At 28.0% G+C, this 21,530-nt stretch carries 22 protein-coding genes and 2 pseudogenes; 4 read left to right on the forward strand and 20 right to left on the reverse strand.

Annotated elements, in window-relative coordinates; all coding sequences use genetic code 11:
• Positions 1-46: 46 nt before the first annotated feature.
• On the reverse strand, positions 47-2,338 hold the full coding sequence (locus JJC03_RS00275) for a TonB-dependent siderophore receptor (RefSeq protein WP_088399157.1): 2,292 nt from the start codon (positions 2,336-2,338) through the stop codon (positions 47-49).
• A gap of 956 nt (positions 2,339-3,294) precedes the next feature.
• Between JJC03_RS00275 and JJC03_RS00280 the strand changes: the two genes are divergently transcribed.
• Positions 3,295-4,038, forward strand: coding sequence for a M43 family zinc metalloprotease (locus tag JJC03_RS00280; RefSeq protein WP_235873771.1), 744 nt, complete (start codon positions 3,295-3,297; stop codon positions 4,036-4,038).
• Between the two features lie 127 nt (positions 4,039-4,165).
• On the opposite strand, the gene JJC03_RS00285 is transcribed toward JJC03_RS00280, so the two are convergent.
• Together JJC03_RS00285 and JJC03_RS00290 are read right to left on the reverse strand one after the other, a co-directional pair.
• The gene (locus JJC03_RS00285; RefSeq protein ID WP_235873772.1) at positions 4,166-5,020 is read right to left on the reverse strand and encodes a glycoside hydrolase family 25 protein; all 855 of its coding nucleotides are present in this window, start codon (positions 5,018-5,020) and stop codon (positions 4,166-4,168) included.
• Positions 5,021-5,760: pseudogene (locus tag JJC03_RS00290) on the reverse strand (CDP-alcohol phosphatidyltransferase family protein).
• Between the two features lie 112 nt (positions 5,761-5,872).
• On the opposite strand from JJC03_RS00290, the gene JJC03_RS00295 reads away from it, so the two are divergent.
• The 3 genes from JJC03_RS00295 to JJC03_RS19355 are packed head-to-tail and all read left to right on the forward strand — an operon-like array spanning position 5,873 to position 8,116.
• Positions 5,873-6,949 (forward strand): putative type IX sorting system protein PorV2, encoded by a 1,077-nt coding sequence (locus JJC03_RS00295; RefSeq protein WP_103715629.1) that lies wholly within the window; start codon positions 5,873-5,875, stop codon positions 6,947-6,949.
• A 58-nt stretch (positions 6,950-7,007) separates the two neighbouring features.
• Positions 7,008-7,814, forward strand: coding sequence for a lipoprotein N-acyltransferase Lnb domain-containing protein (locus tag JJC03_RS00300; protein WP_258932034.1), 807 nt, complete (start codon positions 7,008-7,010; stop codon positions 7,812-7,814).
• Positions 7,815-7,858: 44 nt separating this feature from the next.
• Positions 7,859-8,116 carry a hypothetical protein gene (locus JJC03_RS19355; RefSeq protein WP_445297851.1) on the forward strand — a complete coding sequence of 86 codons (258 nt, stop codon included), beginning with the start codon at positions 7,859-7,861 and terminating at the stop codon, positions 8,114-8,116.
• A gap of 141 nt (positions 8,117-8,257) precedes the next feature.
• Here the strand turns inward: JJC03_RS19355 and JJC03_RS00305 are convergent, their stop codons facing one another.
• The 17 genes and pseudogenes from JJC03_RS00305 to JJC03_RS17045 all read right to left on the reverse strand — a co-directional run bounded on the left by JJC03_RS00305 (position 8,258) and on the right by JJC03_RS17045 (position 21,524).
• Positions 8,258-9,586 (reverse strand): exopolysaccharide biosynthesis polyprenyl glycosylphosphotransferase, encoded by a 1,329-nt coding sequence (locus tag JJC03_RS00305; protein WP_235874313.1) that lies wholly within the window; start codon positions 9,584-9,586, stop codon positions 8,258-8,260.
• A 171-nt stretch (positions 9,587-9,757) separates the two neighbouring features.
• Complete coding sequence (locus tag JJC03_RS00310; RefSeq protein ID WP_309597775.1) at positions 9,758-10,456, reverse strand: glycosyltransferase family 4 protein; 699 nt, start codon at positions 10,454-10,456, stop codon at positions 9,758-9,760.
• On the reverse strand, positions 10,426-10,764 hold the full coding sequence (locus JJC03_RS18465; RefSeq protein ID WP_309597703.1) for a hypothetical protein: 339 nt from the start codon (positions 10,762-10,764) through the stop codon (positions 10,426-10,428). Before JJC03_RS18465 ends, JJC03_RS00310 begins: the two co-directional genes overlap by 31 nt.
• Position 10,765: 1 nt before the next feature.
• A pseudogene (locus tag JJC03_RS19040) lies at positions 10,766-11,209 on the reverse strand (class I SAM-dependent methyltransferase); the annotation flags it as partial.
• A gap of 35 nt (positions 11,210-11,244) precedes the next feature.
• On the reverse strand, positions 11,245-11,442 hold the full coding sequence (locus tag JJC03_RS00320) for a hypothetical protein (protein ID WP_235873773.1): 198 nt from the start codon (positions 11,440-11,442) through the stop codon (positions 11,245-11,247).
• A complete protein-coding gene (locus JJC03_RS00325) occupies positions 11,443-11,703 on the reverse strand; it encodes a hypothetical protein (RefSeq protein WP_235873774.1) in 261 nt (86 codons plus the stop codon).
• Positions 11,700-12,017 (reverse strand): hypothetical protein, encoded by a 318-nt coding sequence (locus JJC03_RS00330; RefSeq protein WP_235873775.1) that lies wholly within the window; start codon positions 12,015-12,017, stop codon positions 11,700-11,702. The genes JJC03_RS00325 and JJC03_RS00330 overlap by 4 nt, the downstream gene beginning before the upstream one ends.
• A 335-nt stretch (positions 12,018-12,352) precedes the next feature.
• Positions 12,353-13,027 carry a hypothetical protein gene (locus JJC03_RS00335; RefSeq protein WP_235873776.1) on the reverse strand — a complete coding sequence of 225 codons (675 nt, stop codon included), beginning with the start codon at positions 13,025-13,027 and terminating at the stop codon, positions 12,353-12,355.
• Positions 13,014-13,970, reverse strand: coding sequence for a glycosyltransferase family 2 protein (locus JJC03_RS00340; protein WP_103715593.1), 957 nt, complete (start codon positions 13,968-13,970; stop codon positions 13,014-13,016). The genes JJC03_RS00335 and JJC03_RS00340 overlap by 14 nt, the downstream gene beginning before the upstream one ends.
• Positions 13,960-15,180 (reverse strand): O-antigen ligase family protein, encoded by a 1,221-nt coding sequence (locus tag JJC03_RS00345; protein WP_235873777.1) that lies wholly within the window; start codon positions 15,178-15,180, stop codon positions 13,960-13,962. Before JJC03_RS00345 ends, JJC03_RS00340 begins: the two co-directional genes overlap by 11 nt.
• Before the next feature lie 110 nt (positions 15,181-15,290).
• Positions 15,291-15,878: a glycosyltransferase gene (locus JJC03_RS00350; RefSeq protein ID WP_235873779.1), complete on the reverse strand. Its 588-nt coding sequence runs from the start codon at positions 15,876-15,878 to the stop codon at positions 15,291-15,293.
• Positions 15,879-15,898: 20 nt separating this feature from the next.
• Positions 15,899-16,348 (reverse strand): glycosyltransferase, encoded by a 450-nt coding sequence (locus JJC03_RS00355; RefSeq protein WP_235873780.1) that lies wholly within the window; start codon positions 16,346-16,348, stop codon positions 15,899-15,901.
• Positions 16,345-17,478: a glycosyltransferase gene (locus tag JJC03_RS00360; protein ID WP_088399131.1), complete on the reverse strand. Its 1,134-nt coding sequence runs from the start codon at positions 17,476-17,478 to the stop codon at positions 16,345-16,347. The genes JJC03_RS00355 and JJC03_RS00360 overlap by 4 nt, the downstream gene beginning before the upstream one ends.
• Positions 17,479-17,489: 11 nt before the next feature.
• Entirely contained in the window at positions 17,490-18,476 is a 987-nt protein-coding gene (locus JJC03_RS00365) for a glycosyltransferase family 2 protein (RefSeq protein ID WP_235873781.1), read from the reverse strand.
• Positions 18,476-20,005, reverse strand: a complete 1,530-nt coding sequence (locus tag JJC03_RS00370) for a glycosyltransferase family 2 protein (RefSeq protein WP_088399127.1) — start codon at positions 20,003-20,005, stop codon at positions 18,476-18,478. The genes JJC03_RS00365 and JJC03_RS00370 overlap by 1 nt, the downstream gene beginning before the upstream one ends.
• Positions 20,002-21,144 (reverse strand): glycosyltransferase family 4 protein, encoded by a 1,143-nt coding sequence (locus JJC03_RS00375; RefSeq protein WP_088399125.1) that lies wholly within the window; start codon positions 21,142-21,144, stop codon positions 20,002-20,004. Before JJC03_RS00375 ends, JJC03_RS00370 begins: the two co-directional genes overlap by 4 nt.
• Complete coding sequence (locus tag JJC03_RS17045) at positions 21,141-21,524, reverse strand: glycosyltransferase (RefSeq protein WP_258932036.1); 384 nt, start codon at positions 21,522-21,524, stop codon at positions 21,141-21,143. Before JJC03_RS17045 ends, JJC03_RS00375 begins: the two co-directional genes overlap by 4 nt.
• Between the last annotated feature and the right edge of the window lie 6 nt (positions 21,525-21,530).

Consider the following 21,530-nt stretch of genomic DNA (forward strand, 5'->3'; position numbering starts at 1 on the left):
ATAGTTTTTAACGCTATACTATTGCCTTTCACAAAAACAAAACCTTTTAAAATTGATATTTTAATGTTGCCATAAATTGTCTTGGCGGTATTGGATTAATACTATAATTTTCATGTACTGTATAATTTAAAGTATTAGTCACATTTGACAGTTTACATAATATACTTATATTTTTATAAGTATATCCTACTGTTGCATCAGCAACTGCATAACTATTAACTGGAATTTCTCGTTCTTCCACAAATAATATTCCATTTTTATCTTTAGCATAACGATTATTCCAACCACCTATACGATTTCCTATATAATTTCCTACAGCTCCTATTGAAATATTTTTAAAGAATCCGCTTTGTACTGTATAAAAGAAACTTAAATTAGCCGTTTGATCTGGTGTACGAGCTAAACGATCACCTTCAACTGAACTTCCTACTAATCCAGATGTTTTTACGAAACGCATATCATTATAGCTATAACCTGCATTTATCTTAAATCCTTCGTTAAGTTTTATTGTAACATCTACTTCTATTCCTTTACTTCTTGTTTTTCCTGATAATTCTTTAATATTTGAATTTGAGTTGGCCTTACCCTCTAATGTAGTACTTGCCATTTGAACCAAATTATTATTTTCAATAGTATAAACAGTAATACCTGTTGCTAATTTTCCTTTAAAAAACTCAGTTTTAAGACCTGCTTCATATTGATCTATAATAGATGGTTTGATAGGGTTATTATAAATATCAATACCTGTATTAGGAGTAAATGAATTAGAATAACTACCAAAAATTGACACTGATTGTAGAGGCTGAAAAACTAAACCTAATTTGGGAGAAAAAGCCTTATCTACTTGTATTGCGCCTACGACTGGATTACTGTCTTGATCTGCTTCATAATTAAGTTTAAAAGGTGTTTGAGCTTTAGGGCTTAAATTTTTACCATCATCTATTTTTGCATTGTATGTAGTAGTTTGCATTTCTTGCCATGACCAGCGTAATCCTGCTAATAATTTTATTTTTTTATGAATAGAGATTAAATCTTGAGCAAAAAATCCAAAACGTTTTCCTACATTTTTTGTAATTACTGAATTATAATTTTCTTGAAATCCTTTTTCATTTATTAATGTAATAGGATTAAAAATATTAACCTTATCATAATCCGTAACAGACACAAACTGACCATTTAATTGTTTTTCATAAAAGATATAAGAATAACTATCAGCGTAACTAGTTTCTCCATCTAGCCCCATAAACAATTCATGTTTTAAGCCAAAAGTTTTAAAACAACCTTGTAATCCGAATTGTTGACCTAATAATGTTTCAACATTTTTATTTTTGCCTAATTTTCTAGTTAAATCACCTGTTAAACTAGACGGTTGAATTCTATCAGTCCCTTCGAATTGTCTTAAATAATTTTGAAAAGACATATTTGCTATAAACTTCCAAGAATCATTAATTTGATGTTTTAAAAGAGCTGATAATGATCCTTGACGAGTTTGTCCATTAGACCAATTAGCTCCCAAGTAACGATTTATAGGTACATCTAAAATTGTTTTACCAAAAGCTCCCGTTCCAAAATCAGGTGTCCAATTATCATGTAAATAATCCATTTGAAGAAGAACATCTGTTTTTTCTGTTGCTTTGAATAAAAAAGATGGATTAATATAATAACGTTCTCTACTTACAACATCTCTAAAACTTTTTGATTTTTCAAAACTTCCAATAACTCTATAAGCAATTGATTTAGAAAGCGGACCATAAAAATCAAAAATAGGCTTATAAAAATCATAGCTTCCTGTTTGAAAAGACACTTCTCCTCCTCTTTCAAACAAAGGTGTTTTTGTTACTAAATTTAGGATTCCTCCTGGAGCTACATTTCCATATAACAAAGCACTGTTTCCTTTTAAGAACTCTACTTTTTCTAAAGAGATAACTTCTGGCATAGAACCTCCATTTTGACGAAATCCATTTTTAAAAATATTATTCGTCCCCATATCATAACCTCTTGACCAAAAAGTTTCTTGGGCTCCTCCTCTTGCTGATCCTACATAAACTCCATTTGCATTTTTTACAACATCACTTAAACGTACCGATTGTTGTTGAGAAATTACTTCTGCTCCTATAGACTGAAGACTTTGAGGATTATCAAAAGATTTTAATCCAGTACGAACAGTAGAAACAAGTTTTTTTTGCTTATGCTGTCTTATTTCTATTTCCTTTAAAGAATATCTTTTTTTTCTTACCGTATCATTTTCAATTGTTTCTTCTGTTTCTCCTTGAAACTTATCTTGTCCAAAACTTTGTCCTGACAAGAATAACAAACATGCTAACCAATATATCTTCATTTTATTTAGACTAATTTTAAATTGTTTTTGGACTGCAAATATAAGATTAGAATTTTAAAAAGAAAATATTATTTTTAATTATTCTAAATAAATATTGATTTTTTTAGCAAACATAACTCGCTTTATTTAATACAGAAAATTTGAATATTACAACGATAAGCATCATCTAAAAAAGATAAATAATCTTTTTATTCTACAACTACCTCAATAAGAAGAACATATTATCTTGTATCTATTCTATTCGATTTTCTCATTATTCATTTAAACAAATAGATTGCAATCAAACTAAATTATATCCTCATTACTTTTTTAGCTCCTTTTAAATTATAATAAATATTAGAAACAAACGGATATCTAGGTTATATGCTTAGGCAAAACTCTTCTGTCAAACTAAAAATTTGTTTTTACTTAAATTATTAATAATTATTTACAAAAAAAAAAGTTAAGCAAAACATAAAAAAAACATAAAAAAAATTTACAAAAAACTAAAAAACAAACACTTATTGTTTTTAATAAAAGTTAATATTCGCATTTTAACAAATGCTAATAAAAAACACACTAGCTTTGTACTAACCCAAGTCGCTTTATCTGTACATAGTATTCCTTTGCAAAAAGTTAAAAATTATATCAAGAATCTAGTGATGAATCACTAAATCTCTATTTTTCATAATGTTTATAGTTTTAAGAAATTAATTTTTCAATAACAAAACTTAAACAACTAATCTAGAATTAAACTAAATTATATAATATCGTATGAAAAAGTTATTTATTACGATGCTATTTGCATCTTTAACAGTATTTTCTTGTCAAAAAGAAGATATAACAGAGAATAAAACTGCAAGTCATGCAGAAAATACCATCTCCAATAATCTAATAAATAGATATGATGATTCTTTTGACTCTAAAAAAACTTATACTCTTAAAGAAAAGAGAGAAATTCGGTTCAAATTAATATTTTGTACAAAAAGGGTCTAAAAGGAAGTAAAATAACAGATCTAGATGTACAAAAGCAAATCCAAATTTTAAATGAATCTTTTGAAGGGAAAGATGGTGATTTAAAGAATACACCTCAAGAATTTTCAAAACTTGCTTCTGGAAACACAAAAATTTCTTTTGTTTTAAAAGGTATAAACAGAAAACAAACTGATTTCGATGCTGTTTATGGTCAACAAGAATGGTTTAAAACACAAGAACATGGGATGTTAGCTGATGATACTGAAAAAACATTAACTATATGGGTTTTGGATAGCTTATATGATGAAGATGGTGATGATTTTGCAGGATATGCTTCTCCTTTAACAGGTGACAGAACATATTGGGGAATTGCTCTAAATTCATTATACTTTTATGATCCAAAACCAACCAATCAAGATATTATTAAATTTGGACATACTAAAGGAAAAATCCTTGTTCATGAGATAGGTCATTATTTTGGATTACACCATCTTTCAGGCCCTAAAGGCAATTGTGGTGATGATTTAGTATCAGATACCCCTCCTGCACCAAAAGAGCATTATGGCTTTCAAAAATACCCTTTAAAAGAAACTTGTAATGGTATAGAATATTCTCAAATGTTTGTTAACTACATGGACTATGCTGCAGATGAGCAACGAACAATGTTTACGAAAGGACAAGCTAATAAGATGTTTTTCACATTCCAAGATGGGAAACCTCATCAAAAATTAGGATTAAAAAAATAATTTATTCCAATCTAAAAAACAGATTGTTATTTGTTTAACAATAATAAAAATCCCATTTTGAAATAGACTGCACCCAAAAGTTTAGACAAATTTCAAAATGGGATTTTTTATTCTACTATATTCTCAATTAATGAATTAATAAATCTTTCATTGTAACAGAGGTTCCGTTATAAATATTAACATCTACAGGTCCTTTAACTCCTGGAATTTTTCCATTTTCTGTTAACTGCCATATAGACCATTCAGAATCTATCTTTTTATAAAAAGCGGTATAATTAGCAATCCAAAAAGGATAATCTTCAAAATCATCTTTTAAAAAATCTTGATAATAACTCTCACTACTATAAATAATGGGCTTTACTCCATAATGTTCCTCGACTTTTTCTAACCATCGTTTTAATCCTATTTTTAGACGATCTATTGATTGAGTTTTGGGTAGTTTTTCTATATCAAGTACAGGAGGAAAATCACCTTCTATTAAGGTAACTTGTTTTATAAAGTTTTCTGCTTGCTCAATTGAATTTTCATTGGGTCTATAATAATGATAAGCTCCTACTATAAATCCTTTTTCTTTTGCTCGTAGCCAATATTTTTTAAATTTCTTATCTATTTTATTACTTCCTGCTGTTGCTCTGATAAAAACAAATTCTATGGGATATCCTCCTTCTATCTCTTTTATTTTAGACCAATCAATATCATCTTGATATTCGGAAAGATCAATCCCAAAAGATTTTTCAATATGTGTATCTAATACCTCATCTATAGGCATAGAACGAGCTTCTGCATAAATAATTTTATCAGTAGTAAAACCTAAATAGCGAGCAATGATATTTTTCTGACTGTAAAAAGAACTACAATACTTAATATCATTACCAATTTGAAAAATAAGGAACTTGAAAAAAAAGACACTTTCGTTTGCGAACTTTTTTTTGCTCGTGTATTTGTTCCTTTTTAACTGTTTTAGAATACTTTTTTGAGCCATTTAAGCCTTTTTCAAAAATATATTATTAATAACAGACAATAATATATAAGCTATAATAATTAAAGGAATTCCTAAATATTTAAAAGCCAATAACAATATAATACTCAAAATAATAAAAAAACTTGCAACATATTTTTAGACCAGGTAAACTGTTTTATTTTTAGAGAAAATAAAGGAATCTCTGCATTCATTACATAAGTACTTAAAACTGTAATTAATAAAAGTACATAAGGATTCTGTAAAATTTCTGTAATCAGTAAAATGCTTGTATGCTGAATAACTAATGGCAAACTCATAACAAATAATGAATTAGCAGGTGTAGGTACTCCTATAAAAGAATCTGTCTGACGTGTATCTATATTAAAATTAGCTAATCTAAAACAAGCTCCTAATGATATAAGAAAACCTAGAAAAGGAACTAACATAACAGAATTGTCCCACGCATTAACCTCTATCCTTTGAGTTCCTCCCATTGCTTTTAATAATAGCTGAAACATGGCATATCCTGGAGCTACTCCACTGGTTACCATATCTGCTAATGAGTCTAATTGTACACCTAAGGGGCTTTGTACTTTTAAAAGGCGAGCAAAAAATCCGTCAAAAAAATCGAGGAATATTCCTAAACACACAAAGAAAAAGGCCCACTCGAACTGTAATTGTGAAATAAAAACAATAGCTATACAACCTGAGAACAAGTTTAATAATGTAATTAAATTTGGAATTTGTGACTTTATTGACATAAAATAATTTTATATTTCTTAGTTTTTAGCTTACAAAGGTAATACAATAAGTTTATAAGTTCTAGAGTTTAATATATCAGATTTTTATTTGATCTTTGCGAAAACTGTTCCCTTGAAAAAGATATTGACCTTTAGTTTTTTAGTTACTCTAAACATTGTACAAGCACAAACGGCTCGTAAATATTCTAATGAGTTTATGAATATTGGTGTCGATGCAAGAGCTTTTGGCATGGCTAATACAATGGTAGCACATACGGGTGATGTAAATTCTGTCTATTGGAATCCTACTGGATTATTAAAAATTGAGGATAGTGAAGCTGCTTTTATGCACGCTAGCTATTTTGCAAACATTGCTCAATATGATTATTTAGCATATGCAAAGAAAATAGATGACCGAAGTGCTTGGGGTGCATCTATAATTCGTTTTGGAGTTGATAATATACTAAATACGACTCAACTAATTGATACTAATGGAGCAATTGATTATAATCGAATCAGTTTATTTTCCGCTGCTGATTATGGAGTAACATTTTCATATGCTCGTAATTTACCAATTCAAGGACTAAAATATGGTGTTAATACCAAAATCATCAGAAGAATCATTGGGGATTTTGCAAGTTCATGGGGGTTTGGGTTTGATGTAGGTATGCAATTTGAGAAGAATAATTGGAAAATAGGTTTTCTAGTACGTGATGTTACAACTACTTATAATATTTGGAATATTAACGAAAAAGAATTTAAAAAAATTCAAGATGCGCAAACTCAAACTCCTTTACAAAATCAAGAATTACCAGCTACATCTGAAATAACATTACCCAAGGCTCAAATAGGATTAGCTAAAAAACATGAATTTCATAATGATATGAGTCTTTTAGTAGCAACCTCTCTGAATATGGAATTTCAACGCACTAAAGATCTTTTTTCATCAGACTTATTAAGTTTTTCACCTGCTATAGGTTTTGAATTTGGTTATAATGACCTGGCTTTCTTAAGAACTGGTATTGGTAACTTTCAAAACACATTAGGAATAGATGGTAAAAAAAGCATAGGCTTCCAACCTAATTTTGGATTAGGTTTTCACTATAAAGGTATTTCTGTTGATTATGCGTTAACTGATATAGGTAATCAAAGTGCAGCTTTATATTCTAATGTTTTTTCTTTAAAGGTAGATTTATCTATTTTTAGATAAACATAGGGTTATTTTACAAGATTTTTAAAAGGATAGGATTCATCTAAGACATTAAACAATGAAAAAACAAATTATATTTTTATTAGTTTTCATACAACTTTCTTTTTGCTCTTATTCACAAATACCTTCTCTTTCTGAAAAAGCGGTATTTAGTATTTTAACTGTAGATGTAGCTCAAGAATCACATACTTTATATGGCCACACAGCTTTACGCGTTAAAGATCCTATTGCTGGGTTTGATGTAGTATACAATTATGGAATGTTTGATTTTAGAACACCTAATTTTATATTAAAGTTTACTAAAGGTGATTTACAATATTATGCAGCCGTTTATCCTTATGCTGATTTTGAATATAGTTATAGAGAAGATAATCGTAGCATATATGAACAGAAACTAAACCTTTCTTCTAGAGAAAAAAACAAATTATTTCAAGAACTAAATAAGTCTGTATTTTCTAAAAATAAATATTACACATACAAATTTATTGATCGTAATTGTACAACAAAGGTAATAGACATCCTTAATTCTGTTTTAAAAGAAAAACCTATTAAAAATACGTTACACAAAAGAGAAACGTATAGAGAAGTTTTATATAATTATCAAAGGAAACAATATTGGCTAAATTTAGGTATTAATATCATATTTGGTCATCGTCCTGATGAACAAGCAAAAATTTTATTCTTGCCCCTTGACTTAATGAAAGTATTAGAAACAACTCAATATAATGGAAAAGCGTTAACCGAAAAACATCAGACTTTATACAGTGCTACAAAACAGACAGACAAAGGGTTTTCTATTTTGAATAGCTGTATACCACTACTTATCTCCTTAAGTCTACTTATTTTAATCAATAAAAAGGATTAAACATTCTTTACTTCACCCTTTTAGGAGGCATTGGAGTATTTTTTATTACTGTAAATTTATATTCTTTACATCAAGAAGTATTATGGAATTATAACATGCTTTTATTTAATCCTCTCTATTTAGTATTAACATATTTTATACTAAAAAGACAAACTAAAATAATCTCAAAAATAACTCTTATTTGCCTTTTTAGTACAGGAATTTACTTATTTTTCATGCTTAACAAGCCACACTTATTCCTTATAATTCCTTTAGTAATCAGTAATTTCATTCTTACTCTAAGAGCGTACAAAGAAAGATAAATTCAAATTAAATAAGCTAAAAGGTATCAGTTACTTTTTTTTAAGATCAGACTTTTTAAAGCAAAATATCTATTCTTTCCTGAATTATTAATTCTAATCGACATGTAGAAAAAAGTTAACATGTTCTAACAAAACATATAATTATTGTCCTCGATAAAACAAAACAGTACTAATAGTTTTAATCATAATATTAAGATCTATAAAAACACCTCTATGTTTTATATAATATAAATCATATTGTAATTTCACCAAACTATCTTTTAATGATTCTCCATAGGAATAATTTACTTGAGCCCAACCTGTTAATCCTGGTTTAATAACGTGCCTAGTCTGATAAAAAGGCATCATATCATTAATTTGATTAACAAAAACGGGGCGTTCTGGTCTAGGTCCTATAATTCCCATTTCATTTTTTAACACATTAATAAATTGGGGTACCTCATCTAACCGTGATTTACGCAAAAATCTACCAAAAGAAGTTATACGAACATCATTAGAAGTAGCAAAAACAGCACCATTAGACTCTGCATTTACTAACATGGATCTCAATTTATAAATATTAAATATTTTTCCATTTTTACCTACACGTTCTTGCTTATATAATAAAGGTCCACGATTACCTAATAAATTACCTAAAAAGACAAAGGGAAGAATTAATATTCCTATTATTAAACCTAATAAAGAGATTAAAATTTCCATGATACGTACATAAATCAGATACAATTGATTTTGATTGTTACGAGAAAAGGGAAAATAACGATAAAAATCTCTTTCAGCCAACTGAATTGGTATCCGTTGAGTTATAGCTTCATATACTTGAGAATATTCTCTAACAAAAAAACCTCCTTCTACAAGATACAATAGTTTTTCATACAATTCTATAGGCATTCCTATTGATTTTGATGGAGCTACTACTACTTCTGAAATTTGCTTTTTTTCTATATAATTAATTAAATCATCTACGGATATCTTAGTTACTTGTTTATCCTCTTCTTTCGAATAAATTTCAGACAAATCCACATAACCTAATATTATGTAATGTGGATCATTTTTCCTTAAACCATTTATTAGGTCTGTTATTTCTTTTTCTTCACAAATTAACAATGCTTTTTTTAAAAATCGATGAGATGCTAAATAATTAGCATATAGTAATCTCCATCCCATTAAAGCGGTTGTTATTGCTAAATAAAACAAAAGAATTTGCAATCTATTTTCAGGTAAAGGAGGAGTAAAAAAAGGGGTTAATAAATAAACTAAAACGGTAAGTGAACTAGTCAGAACTATACTTTTTAAAATGCTTGTTTGATTACTTGCTGTAGGTAAATCATACATTTCAAAAACAGATCCAAAAAACAATAAGTACACTGATAGAACTAAAATCCAATAAAAATTCTTATTAGAAATTGTAAAATAACTAAAGTCAAAATGATCTCCTATAAAATAGAGGACAAAAAAAACAAAAAAAAACATCAAAGAAGCGAAGTAATACTTTTCTCTCAGAAATTTCGAAGTGTAATTGTTTTTTATTGATCATATATATTTTAACTGTAAGGTCGCAAATTAAATAAAATAAGAGCAGATAAAAAAATGAATTCCCTCTACTTCGTTAAGAGACTAAAATAATCAGAAAAGAATTAATTTTTAGGCAATTACATTTTTCCAATGTTCTTGGACCTTTTCCCAATCAAAGGATTCTACTTTTTGTCTGGCTTGAATAGAAATTTGTGATGCTTTTTTAGGATAAGAAAGTAAAAAACAAATCGCTTCAACCATTTGATCTACTGAATCATCTGAAACCATCAATCCTTCTTTTTGATCCGAAAACAAATAAGGAATTCCTCCCACTTTAGTACTAACTATAGGTAAGCCTAATGCCATAGCCTCTATTATACTAATAGGTGTATTATCAAAATGTGTTGTATTTATAAAAATATCATAATTTTCAGATAGGGAAATCCATTCTTCTTTGGATAATTTACCTGTAAAGGTAACATCAAGTTCTTTTTCAGAAGCATATTTTTTTGTACTCTCTAAACTACCATCTTTATCAGGTCCTATCATACACAATTGTGCTAAAGGATATTTTTTTTTTATTTCAGAGAAAACATCTACTGCCATCTTAGGATTATAAATAGATGCAAAGGCTCTTACCCAAAGCAGTTTAGGTTGTATAGTAGTCCTTAATTTGAAATGATATTTTTGAATTTCGATTGTATTGGGAATAAAAAAAACATTATAAAAACCTTCTTCTATAAAGCGTTCTATTAAATAATTTGAAGGAGCTACATTCTTATAAGCGTTATTAAATATTAATTGAGATAGTTTAGGATTTTTTTTAATCGATTAGGCAAATTCCCTCCATGTAAAATTGGTATGTATTTTATTTTTAAACCCCTAGCTAATTGACTTGCAAAAAAAGCGTACCAAAATGCTGAGGTGCTATAAGTATCTATTAATAGATAGTCAAATTTTCTATTCTTAATAATTGAAAATAACATATCTAATATTCTCAATAAAGGATTTTTTAAAGATGATACTGCTACTACTTGATATCCTATTTTTTCTAATTGAAAACTTAAAGTATCAATAGTGGTAGCATTATATCCTTTCTCTGATAATTTATTACCTATATATAAAAGTTTCTTCAATTTATTTCTTTTTACTCACAAAAACCTCAAATAAGGTAATTGGCCAAAATATTTTAGACAATGTATGAACCTTACATTTACGTAAAAAAACGTCTTTAATTCTAGCTATATTTGTTTCATGGTAGTGTCCAGTAAAATCACTTCCTGCTAATTTTCTACCTATTTTATAAATTATATTTTCTGTTGGTCCTGATATTATTATTTCTCCATTTTCTTTTAAAAGATCAGTAAAAAGTATTAAATAGTCCTCTAATTCTGATATAGGAATATGTTCTAAAACATCTAAAGCTACAATATAATCAAATTTACTATGTTTAAAATCAACTTTAAAGATATCATTTTCTATAAAATTTATGTGCTGAGGAAATTTTATTTTTTCGGATAGTATTCTTACAGGTTGTAGATTTAAATCTATTGCGGTAACATTGCATCCTTTAGAAGTTAAAACATAAGAAAAAACACCAGAACCACATCCAAAATCTAAAACATCTGTTTTATCTTTCTTTTTTTATCAATATAATTAGCTACAATCTTTAATCGTTTCCAAAAAATATAATCTATCAAAGGGTTTTTATGAGCATATGCAGGAAAAGCAGCTTCTGATAATACTTCATCTGTTCCTTTCTTGCTTAAAATTTCTTGAATAGCAGTTTTAAAAATTTTTCTTTCTATTTTCATTTATAACTTATAAAGTTTGTATGTATCCGTTTCTTTTAATATTTCAAGAGAATATTTCTCTTTACTCACTATATATTTAACGCCTTTTTGTTTTAAAAATCGCAATTGTTCTTGAACATTCAGTTTATTAAACTGATCATATTCTGTGTACCAATTTATAAATTTTATTGGATTTCCTTCTATTAGCATTCCAGCTCCTTTCCCATCTAAACATACGCTTCTATTCGCTCCAGCACGTACCAAAAAATGCCCGTAAATCAATTCGTTTTTAGAAGTATTCTTTTTATATATTCAATAATAGTATTTAAATCTGATTTATTAGAATTTCGATATTCAGCATTTACCATAAAAATCTTGGGTAAAATTGATTTTCCTAAATCATCTCCTATTAAAGGTAATCGACTAATCAAACTGGTATGTGAAAATACTAATAGAAATAAAAAAATAAACACTATAATTATAGAATAATAACTTTTTAGCTTCATTCTTTGTATCAATTCTATCAATAAAAAGCCTAAACTAATTTCTAAAAGAATTAAAAGAAATTTTTGAAATCGTATAAATTGAAATGCCATCCTTAAATTTGTATCTAAAACTTCATTAATGAAGCACTCTATATAAAAGATTGAATTAGATACTAGAAATAATACTATCATCGCAAAAAATAAAATTTTACTTATTTTCTTTTTAAAAGATTGATCTAAAAATATAAATAGTAAAAAACTCAATAAAAAAAACCAAAATACATTTCTATTCCATTGAATAATAAATTTCAAAGGATTAATAAAAGTCTCTGGTATTCTAGTTAAAAAAGCATGATTAAAAAATTGTCTATCAATATTTATTACATTTTCTATATTACTAAAGTAATTAATAATAAAGGGTAGAATTCCTATTGTAAAAAAAGTACTTATAAGAACGCTTTCATAAAGTATTTTTTTATACTATTGTTATTTTCTAAAAAACTATAACTGACATATGCGGCCCAATATAGGGTAAAGGCACCAATTCCTGAAATAGGGTGAAAATTAGAAATAAAACCTAATGATAAAGAAGCCAGTAATAGTTTATTTTTTTTTGTATAAATATAAATAATAAATGGCACTGGTAAAATTGCTTGAAATAATGTGCGAGGCATGATGGTCCAGAGCTCAGAAATCCCCAGAAGCTCTCCTCCTGGAGGCCAAACAATTCCTCGAACTAATATAGACATAAAAAAAGCAATCCAAGGGAGTCTATACATTTTTGCAAATGCTAAATACCAAAATAAACCAAAGATAAAATGGGTAATGAAACCTAAAATATTTAGTGCTTTTATATAATCATGATTTACAGTCTTAGCGATAAAACGAAGGGTTTGTACATAAAACGGTGTATAATACTTTACATCTTTTAAATCTTCTAAAAATAAATCTTTAGAAAATAAGGAAGGGTCATCTATTTTTTTACAAATAGGAATTATATTAGCTAAATCACTTGATAATTCTAAAACCGTTGCCTCTTGCTGCTGCCAATAAAAGCCTGATGCTATTATCAAGTTAAAAAATACAATAAACCCAATAGGTACACAATTAATTTTCTTCATTTACTTTTGGAGCTTGAGATATATCAAATTGAATAGCTTGTAATAACATTTGGAAACCAAGTATAATTGAAAGTGTAATGATCATAATAGTTCCTGTAGGAGCTAAAATTTGTTTGGTATAATAATAGACCCAATTATAAATTCCGTATATAATACCAAAGAAAAAAAGAGGTAATCCAAAAAACAGATATACTGAACCTATATTAAAATCATATAAAAAATATTGTTTTATAATTCTCTTAACAAATAGCTTCATTAATTTAAAACTAAACTCAAAAGGTATTTTCCAAAGTTTCATTTGTGACTTTTCATCTGCATAAATAGCAGGCATTGAAATATCTTTTATTTTAGCCCCTGTAAAATACATTTCTGAAAGTAATGATGTTTCAAAGAAGTATCTGTTGGCTAGATTATTAAAATTTATCTTTTTGAGTGTATTAACATGAACTGCAAAATAACCGTTAGTAGGATCAAAATTATGCCAATAACCTGTAGCCATTTTTGTAATAAAAGACAGGACTAGGTTTCCTATTCTTCTAATAAAAGGCATTTTGGATAACGCATTAATATCTCTAAAACGATTTCCTTTTGCCATTTGACTTTTTCCTTTTTGTAATGGTTCTATTAAATCAGGCAAATATTTTAAATCCATTTGATTATCAGCATCTACTTTAATAACAATCTGAAAATCATTATCTATTGCATATAAAAATCCTTTAATAGTAGCACCACCAACTCCTATATTGGTATCATTATTTAAATAAACAATTTTTACTTGATTATTAAGATTTTCTAAAATTTTTTTTTCTGGAAAGACATCAGGACTTTTATCATTAATAATAACTACGGTATGAATAAAACTAGGAATTTGAGAAATAACATCAACTATTTGTTTTCCTGCATTATAGTAAGGTATTATAATTGCTATTTTGCTATTCCTCATATACTTTTTTCGCAATATAACAAAAAACAGGTGAGCTTAACAAAACTACAATTGAAAAAAATAGCCCAAATAAACCAAATATAGGTCTGTAAACATACAAATGTTCTCCAAAAAAAAGTGTAACTATCATAGCCAAAACCATTCCTTTCAGAGCATATTCTAGCTGAGTAAAAGGTTTTAATCGTAACAATAGAATTGAGAAAAGCCATCTAAAGTAAAAGAAAAAACCAACAAGACCTACTTCATTTATTAAACTTAAATAAATATTATGAGCTGAAAAACCTATAATCAATCTATTATTAAAACCTATACCAAAAGGTATTATATAAGGATTTTCTAAAAGGTAATCAACATACTTTAATGACAAATTTTTTCTTCCTGCTCCTAAATCTTCATATAATTCATTAACATTTCCTTCTTTTAGGGTTTTAGGATCTTTTATCTTGTTTTCGATCCTTTTTTCAAAGGTCTCATTGATTTTATTTAAAATAGTCGAATCATAAGACGAAACACAAATAAAAATAAAAGATAAAAATATAATAGAAATTAAAAACTTAAAAGTATTTCTTAAAGCATAATAAATTGTAAAAACTAGCATTCCTAAATAAGTGGTTCTAGAACCACTTAAACCTATAACTAATAATGTAGTAACTATAGTAGCTACCAAAAGAATTTTATTTATACTAACACGTTTATCATTAATTAATCCTAATGAAAAAACAAAAACGATAATAGCTGAAATTCCAACTACAATTTTATTAGGACCAAATGTACCAGATAAAAATCCATGGTAACTTAAAAAATACCTATCAGACCATAAAAAAGGAATAATATTTAGATTTTGTAAAATAACAATTACAAATGCTATTATTGCTACTAATAAAATAAAAGATACTATTTTTTTTAAAAACCGAAGATCTGTTATCAGTATAGAAAGAAATACTGCTGTCAAATAAAAAAGCCAAAAATGAAAAAGATATAAAACTGATTGAAAAAACCACAATATTCGATCACAAACAAGAGAAAACGATAATGTAAATAACATTGTAATACTCGTCCAAACAATAAATTGATGAAAGTATCTAAAAAAAAATATTTTATTAATATAGTCTCTTACATAAATCTTATTATTAAAATAAAACCACACTATATAAGCTCCTGCAAAATCATAAATCCTTAATTCGTTTTCTCCTGTAATACTATACCCCATTACAGGAAGGTTGTAAAAAAAGAAAGCATCATTAAATAGATTGCTCCTTTTAATATCTTATTATTTTTTACATTTCCGAATATATTTGAAGTATTTATATTTGACATTTCTTAAACACAGTATTCTAAGAATTTTTTTAATATAGCATTTTCGCTAAATTGTTCAATTACAAACATACTGAATTTTATACCTTTTTCTTTACGTTCTGGATTTTTTATTAATGAAATTAGAGCATTTAAAAAAAGCTTTTCATTTTTAAATTCAACCATAAAACCAAAGTCTGATTTAAAGACATTAGGGATCTCTCCCACGTTTGTAGTAACAACTGGTAAACCTGCAAAACCATATTCTAAAAGAGCCATGGGTAATCCTTCAAAATTAGAGGTTAAAACCCCTATATCAGATTGATTAAGTATATAATTTACATTAGAAAAACTTCCATAAACAAAAACATTTTGTTCTAATTCTAATTCAGTTATCTTTTTTTTTATTAAAGCAGAATATGAATCATTATTATCATTCCCTATTAAATGAAAGGTCCATTCAGGAAATTCTTTTTTTAATTTAAAAGCTACTTCTAAAAGCATCAGGTGATTTTTCTCAACTCTTAAATTAGCTAAACATAAAATCCTTTTTCCTTTTGTCCCTTTCAAAAAAACTTGATTATTTTCTTCATTTAAAACAACAAAGTTAGGCAAATACAGTATTTTTTTACACATCAATTCTTTTTTGCCCAATTTGACAAATGATTACTAACGCTTAAAACACGATAAAAGAAAAGGGAGCAAAGTTGTAAAATAAACTTTTGTTTGTTTGAAATATTAGGTCTATTCCCAAAATGATCATGCCAAATAATTTTAATATTAGGAATAGTTAATTTTAATAAAAAAGCCCAAAAGAAAGAAGAACTATGCGCCTGGATATGAGTTATTTTATTATGTATTAAGTATTTTCTTGAAACTAGATACGCATCAAAATCTAAAATTTTTTTCCTATTAAGAAAAAGGTATTGTACACTATCTGTAATTTGTTCTTTAAGTAAACCTTCTTTTCTTGTAACTATTAAACCTGAAAATTTAACCACTTTAGATAAGGCATTCGCATAATTTACTGCCATACGCTCAGCTCCCCCCACTTGCAAACTATCTATTAGTTGAACTATCCTCATGACATTAATAAATTATTAATTTCTAATTGAAATTGTTCAACCGTATAGTCTTGTGACCACAATTGTGCTTTTTGACTTGTCATCTTTAGCAGTTTTTCATTTTTTATAAGATCAGTTATGTGTTGTATATCTTCCTCTAAATTCCAATTTAATAAAATTCCTCGCTCATTATTATTAAGCATATTTGACACACATGATACTCTAGAGGCTAAAGGGATAGTTCCCCAGAACATAGCTTCTGCTACTACTTTAGGCCAACCTTCACTTTCTGATGGTAAAATTAAAAAATGTGCTTTTAGGTAAGCTTCTTTTAAGTTTTCTTTACTTTGATTTCCTTTTATAAAAATAGTTTTTTCTAAATTATGTTCTTTTACATATAAAAATAGTTGTTCCTTCAGTATCCCATCTCCATATATTTCTAAGGAAATAGTATAACCTAGTTTGAGTAATTTTTCTACCATTTGTATTGCATACAATGGTCTTTTACCAAGTGTTAGAGTTCCTACAAATAAAAATTTTATTTCTTTTTGAATTAATTCATTAAATTTTTCATCAGAATATCCCTCTAATCGTTCTTTTTCTGAATAAGTCGCTGTAAAAAAAGATTTGATATTTTTTGTTTGATTGGGCCACTCTCCATAGACTAACACTTGCATATTTTTTGTTAGTAAAGTATTTGATAAAATCCATCTTTGTAATTTGTAAGTCCAAGGTTGCTTCGCTTTTGGATCCCAATTCCCTGCATATTTAGCTGTTTTTATTTTTTTTGGAAAAAAAATCTGAAGTATAGCTCCTAACAGCCCCATATTTCCAGGACAACGTAGATGAATGTGATCTGCTTGTTGAAAAGCTTTAATAATTTGAAAAATCAAAATTGGTAAAGTCTTTATGAAATTTAAAAAAGCACCAAGACTTGTAATACTGAAATTAGGTACTTCAAACCAAATCTTTTTTTTATGTTCATAAGGTAACCAAATAGGATCGATGAATTCTTTTGATTTAGGTGCTACTAAAATTAATTCATCTACATTTTTCAACCATAAATTCATTTCCCTTATGTAAGGGGCATAACCAAATATTTGATTATGTTTCTTTATATGTTGTACATGAGTAATTACTACAAACCGCATCAATATTTTATTTATTGAGGTTTTTTAACAAATATACTAATCCATCCCCAAATTCTTCCTAAAGATTCTTGAAAAGCTTCTTTCTTCTTACTTCCTTTTAAGATATTTGTCATTCTAATAAGGAGTAAAACTCCTGTTATTAAGTGCCATTTGTATCTATCTATCCATTTAGGATTAGAGTTTTTAACTCTCCAAACATACCATCCATTTCTTACTACCATTTTACCATATTTAACCATATTAGGTCGTCCAGAAGGTGCATGATGATGTACTAATTTTGCATTAGTATTACAATATAATTCACCTAATTTTGAAGCTCTGATGGTAAAATCAGCGTCTTCATACAAACCGTACCCTTCAAAATAAGTTGAAAAGTAAATTTCTTTAAATAATCTTTTCCTAAAAGATGAAACACCTCCCATTAACTGTTCTACAGGATAAATTTTGCCACTTGGAGGCAAAAAACTTAAACTCCTACCATGCGAAAATAATGGAAAATATCCCGGAGGACAATTAGAATCTAACGTAAGTATTTTTCGTAGTTTAAATCGACTAGGTTCTTTTCTAACAAATCCGTCAAAATAAAAATAATTTAGTCCTAATTCTTTTTCACTTTTTTCCCAATGAACTTCATTTGTTATAAAACCACCTACTCCTAATGCTTTAGGTAATACAAGATATGTTTGTAATAATTCTTCAAAATAATTAGCTTCTAAAATAACATCATCATCTAAGAAGCAAATTATTTCCGACTCATCATTTACTTTTTTAATTCCAAAATTTCTTTGACGTGTGAGACCTCGATCTTCTTCTAAAACTTGATAATAGCTAAGATTTGTATAATCTTGCTCCAAAATCATATTTTTTGTCTCTGTGTCTGGTGAGCCATCTACAATTAATATTTCATTAGGATAACATGATTGCAACCTTATTGACTCTAATAAGGTGTATAATGACTTTTTTCTTTTATAGGTACAAATTATTACTGTAAATCTCATCACTTGTATCTTACTCCCAATTGAATTAATTTTTTAGCATAAAATACTGATCGTTTAAACTGAAGAATTTTATATGGTAATCTAAAAATTTTGAATGGCAAGTGTTGAATTTTACCTTTTATCAAATAAAGTAGGAAATGTTTTATGGTATATTCTACAAATTGATTTTCTGGGTAATGTTTTAAAAGTCCATACGTAATAGTAGGACTTGGTACTGGTGTTATATTTTTCACTGGAATATCTAACTCCCAAGGTTGTGTCTTTCTTAATTTACCCTTTTTCTTTGCTTCAGCTCCCCAAAAACGATAACCTCCTTGAACTGGTTTTAAATGCAAATTAGCAGAAAATGGATTATGTAAAAGTACTTTACCCATTTTTAAAATTGAAAAACCAAAATCAGAATCTTCCCCATAGCCACCATCAAAATTAACATCATTCCCTATCAGTTGGTCTATTACCTCTTTTTTAACACATGAATTAGCATTGCTAAAAGTTGGGGAACATCCGACAAACCATCTGGTATCTCCTAATTTCTCAAGTTTTGGAAATAAATCACTTAATTTCTGCTGTGGATGATCTGCTTTAATATCTAAACCATTGCACGCTTCTGCATTATAGGTTTGTAGTAATTGAATATGCTTTTCGATAAAATCCTCAGATATACAAATATCATCATCACCAAAAATAATATAATCTCCATTACAAAGTTCAATGGCTTCATTCCTAGCACGACAACTACCCTTGGTTTCTTGCCATTTTACTATTAATTGAAAAGAAAAATTATCTTTGTTATAAATATTTTGTATACGCTTTTCAACGGGTGTAGCATCTACTACTACTACTTGACTTGGCGGATATGTTTGTTGTTCTAAATCGTGTAACAATTGTAAAGTAAATTCCTGACGCAACATGGTTGGCAATACATAACTTACATTTGGATTACCTTGAATGGGATTTAGCTGACGTGGAGCTATTTTTACATACTCATTACATCTATTTTGATTATTACTTTTTAACAAGCCCTTCCATTCTGTAAAATACCAAATTCCTTTTCTAAAAAACATATAATACAAGTGCTGCTTAGCAAAATGTTTTCTAAAAAAACGATATCGATCAACTACATTTATTTTTAAAGGTAGATTATTGTCTAAAGCAAAAAGTCCTTTAACATACATAGGAACTCCTCCCTGATACCTTAATAACTGGTAACCAAAATCTAAACCTTGCATTAATACTGTATTATAAGAGGAGTCAAAACCTTTTACTTTTTCCCAAACTGATTTTCTAACCACAAAAGCTTTGGCGTTTACTCTCCAATTTACAGCATGCTTAACGTTTTCAATATCATTCAAAAACCACCAAAATAGCGCTGTTTGATAAATCAATTCTGGAAAAATATTTTTGAATCCATGGTCCATAGAACTATGCCAAACATCACCAGCTCCTTTGGATAACTCCTCCAATAATTCTAAATTAGGTTGACCAGTGAATAACAACACTTCTCCTGATATGGTTACATACTCTTTCATTTATTTATAATTCTACTATAGAATTCACAGTTTTTTTCAACTATTTTTTTTTGATCAAATTTATCCAAGGCTATTTTTCTAGCATTTTCTCCAAATTGTATATTTTTTTCTTTATTTTCTAACAATTCAACGATAGCTGCAGCATATGCTTGATGTTCTTTTGGGTTCACGAGCATAGCACTAGATTGATGCTCTAACATTTCAGTTGCCCACCCAATGTTAGAAGCTACAATCGCTTTTTCCATTACCATAGCTTCAATCCAAGATACAGGAAGTGCTTCTGCAAAAGATGGAAAAACACAAACTGCTGCTTGGTCGATATGTTTTTTTACTTCTTGATATGGTAAACCACCAATATAATCAACATTTTGAAATGCTTGTGGAGAAAAAAGTTCCTTCATTATTTCCCAAGTAGAACTTCTCCCTGAAATAATATCAGTTGAATCCCTCCCTATCAAGATTAATTTAGCTTGAGGACAGTTTTCTATAACTTTATTAAAAATCAAAGGTAATTCTAGCAAGCCTTTTTTTCGTATAAGAGTACCAAAATATAGTAATGTCTTATTATTACAACTACTTGAAGAAGTAAAATCCTTTACAACAATTCCATTTGGAATTATCTGATATGTTTTATTTTGATTAAATAACATATTCGTCATTTTTGCTGTAAAAGCACTTACTGATATATGTGCATCTGCATTGGCTAAGGCTTTTTTTTCAAGAAAACGATTCCATCTTTTCACTTTACGATTATCTAAATGGCAAAAATAGGTATCGCTTCCGTGTAATCTTATAATCACAGGACATTTTTTAGGCCTAATAAAAGCGGTTATTCCTGTCCAATCAGGTGCCTCTATTAGTTGTATAGCCCCTTTATCAAACCATTCATTAATCAATCGTTCAATTTTTCTTCTAGTAAAATACCAAGAAAAGCCTTTTAACTTTACATTTTTGATAGAAATTATAGTCACTCCTTCATCATCCCAAACTTTATCCTGCTTTTGTCCATATAAAAATATTACAGATTGATGCCCTTTTTGAACTAAAGATTTTGTTAAATTTCTAATACTAGTTCCTATACCACCCGAAGGGGCAGTAGCTATATGTGGATATTCAGGTGTTAAATATGCTATTTTCATTTTAATAGTTTCACATGGTTTTCAACCATTTTTTCAATTGAAAATTCATTTTCAATTTTGGTAGAAACATCTTCGATTATTCCAATTTTCCCCAAAAACAAACCTTCTATTATCTCTGCTAATTTTTTATAATCCTTGGTCGGAAAAATATAACCATTACTCCCATGTTTAATGACTTCTTCATTCCCTCCTACTGGAGTTGTGATTACTGGAACATTTGCACTTAAACTCTCTAAAATAGACAAACTAAAACACTCCATATGTGTTGGTTGCAAAAGATAATCATATAAAGCATAGATTTCGTAAAGATTGGCTGCACTTCCTTTAAAATTGAAATTATTTTTTAGCTTTAATTTTTCACACAACTCCAGCAACTCCAATTTATA

The sequence above is a fragment of the Flavobacterium oreochromis genome (assembly GCF_019565455.1).
GTDB lineage: Bacteria > Bacteroidota > Bacteroidia > Flavobacteriales > Flavobacteriaceae > Flavobacterium > Flavobacterium oreochromis.

Bases quoted from the DNA above. Each gene is read 5' to 3' on its own strand.
- JJC03_RS00275 (WP_088399157.1), bottom strand. From the start codon at position 2,338: ATGAAGATATATTGGTTAGCATGTTTGTTATTCTTGTCAGGACAAAGT.
- JJC03_RS00285 (WP_235873772.1), bottom strand. From the start codon at position 5,020: ATGGCTCAAAAAAGTATTCTAAAACAGTTAAAAAGGAACAAATACACG.
- JJC03_RS00300 (WP_258932034.1), top strand. From the start codon at position 7,008: ATGAAAAAACAAATTATATTTTTATTAGTTTTCATACAACTTTCTTTT.
- JJC03_RS00305 (WP_235874313.1), bottom strand. From the start codon at position 9,586: ATGTTTTTTTTTGTTTTTTTTGTCCTCTATTTTATAGGAGATCATTTT.
- JJC03_RS00320 (WP_235873773.1), bottom strand. From the start codon at position 11,442: ATGAAAATAGAAAGAAAAATTTTTAAAACTGCTATTCAAGAAATTTTA.
- JJC03_RS00330 (WP_235873775.1), bottom strand. From the start codon at position 12,017: ATGGCATTTCAATTTATACGATTTCAAAAATTTCTTTTAATTCTTTTA.
- JJC03_RS00335 (WP_235873776.1), bottom strand. From the start codon at position 13,027: ATGAAGAAAATTAATTGTGTACCTATTGGGTTTATTGTATTTTTTAAC.
- JJC03_RS00340 (WP_103715593.1), bottom strand. From the start codon at position 13,970: ATGAGGAATAGCAAAATAGCAATTATAATACCTTACTATAATGCAGGA.
- JJC03_RS00345 (WP_235873777.1), bottom strand. From the start codon at position 15,180: ATGGGGTATAGTATTACAGGAGAAAACGAATTAAGGATTTATGATTTT.
- JJC03_RS00355 (WP_235873780.1), bottom strand. From the start codon at position 16,348: ATGAGGATAGTTCAACTAATAGATAGTTTGCAAGTGGGGGGAGCTGAG.
- JJC03_RS00360 (WP_088399131.1), bottom strand. From the start codon at position 17,478: ATGCGGTTTGTAGTAATTACTCATGTACAACATATAAAGAAACATAAT.
- JJC03_RS00365 (WP_235873781.1), bottom strand. From the start codon at position 18,476: ATGAGATTTACAGTAATAATTTGTACCTATAAAAGAAAAAAGTCATTA.
- JJC03_RS00370 (WP_088399127.1), bottom strand. From the start codon at position 20,005: ATGAAAGAGTATGTAACCATATCAGGAGAAGTGTTGTTATTCACTGGT.
- JJC03_RS00375 (WP_088399125.1), bottom strand. From the start codon at position 21,144: ATGAAAATAGCATATTTAACACCTGAATATCCACATATAGCTACTGCC.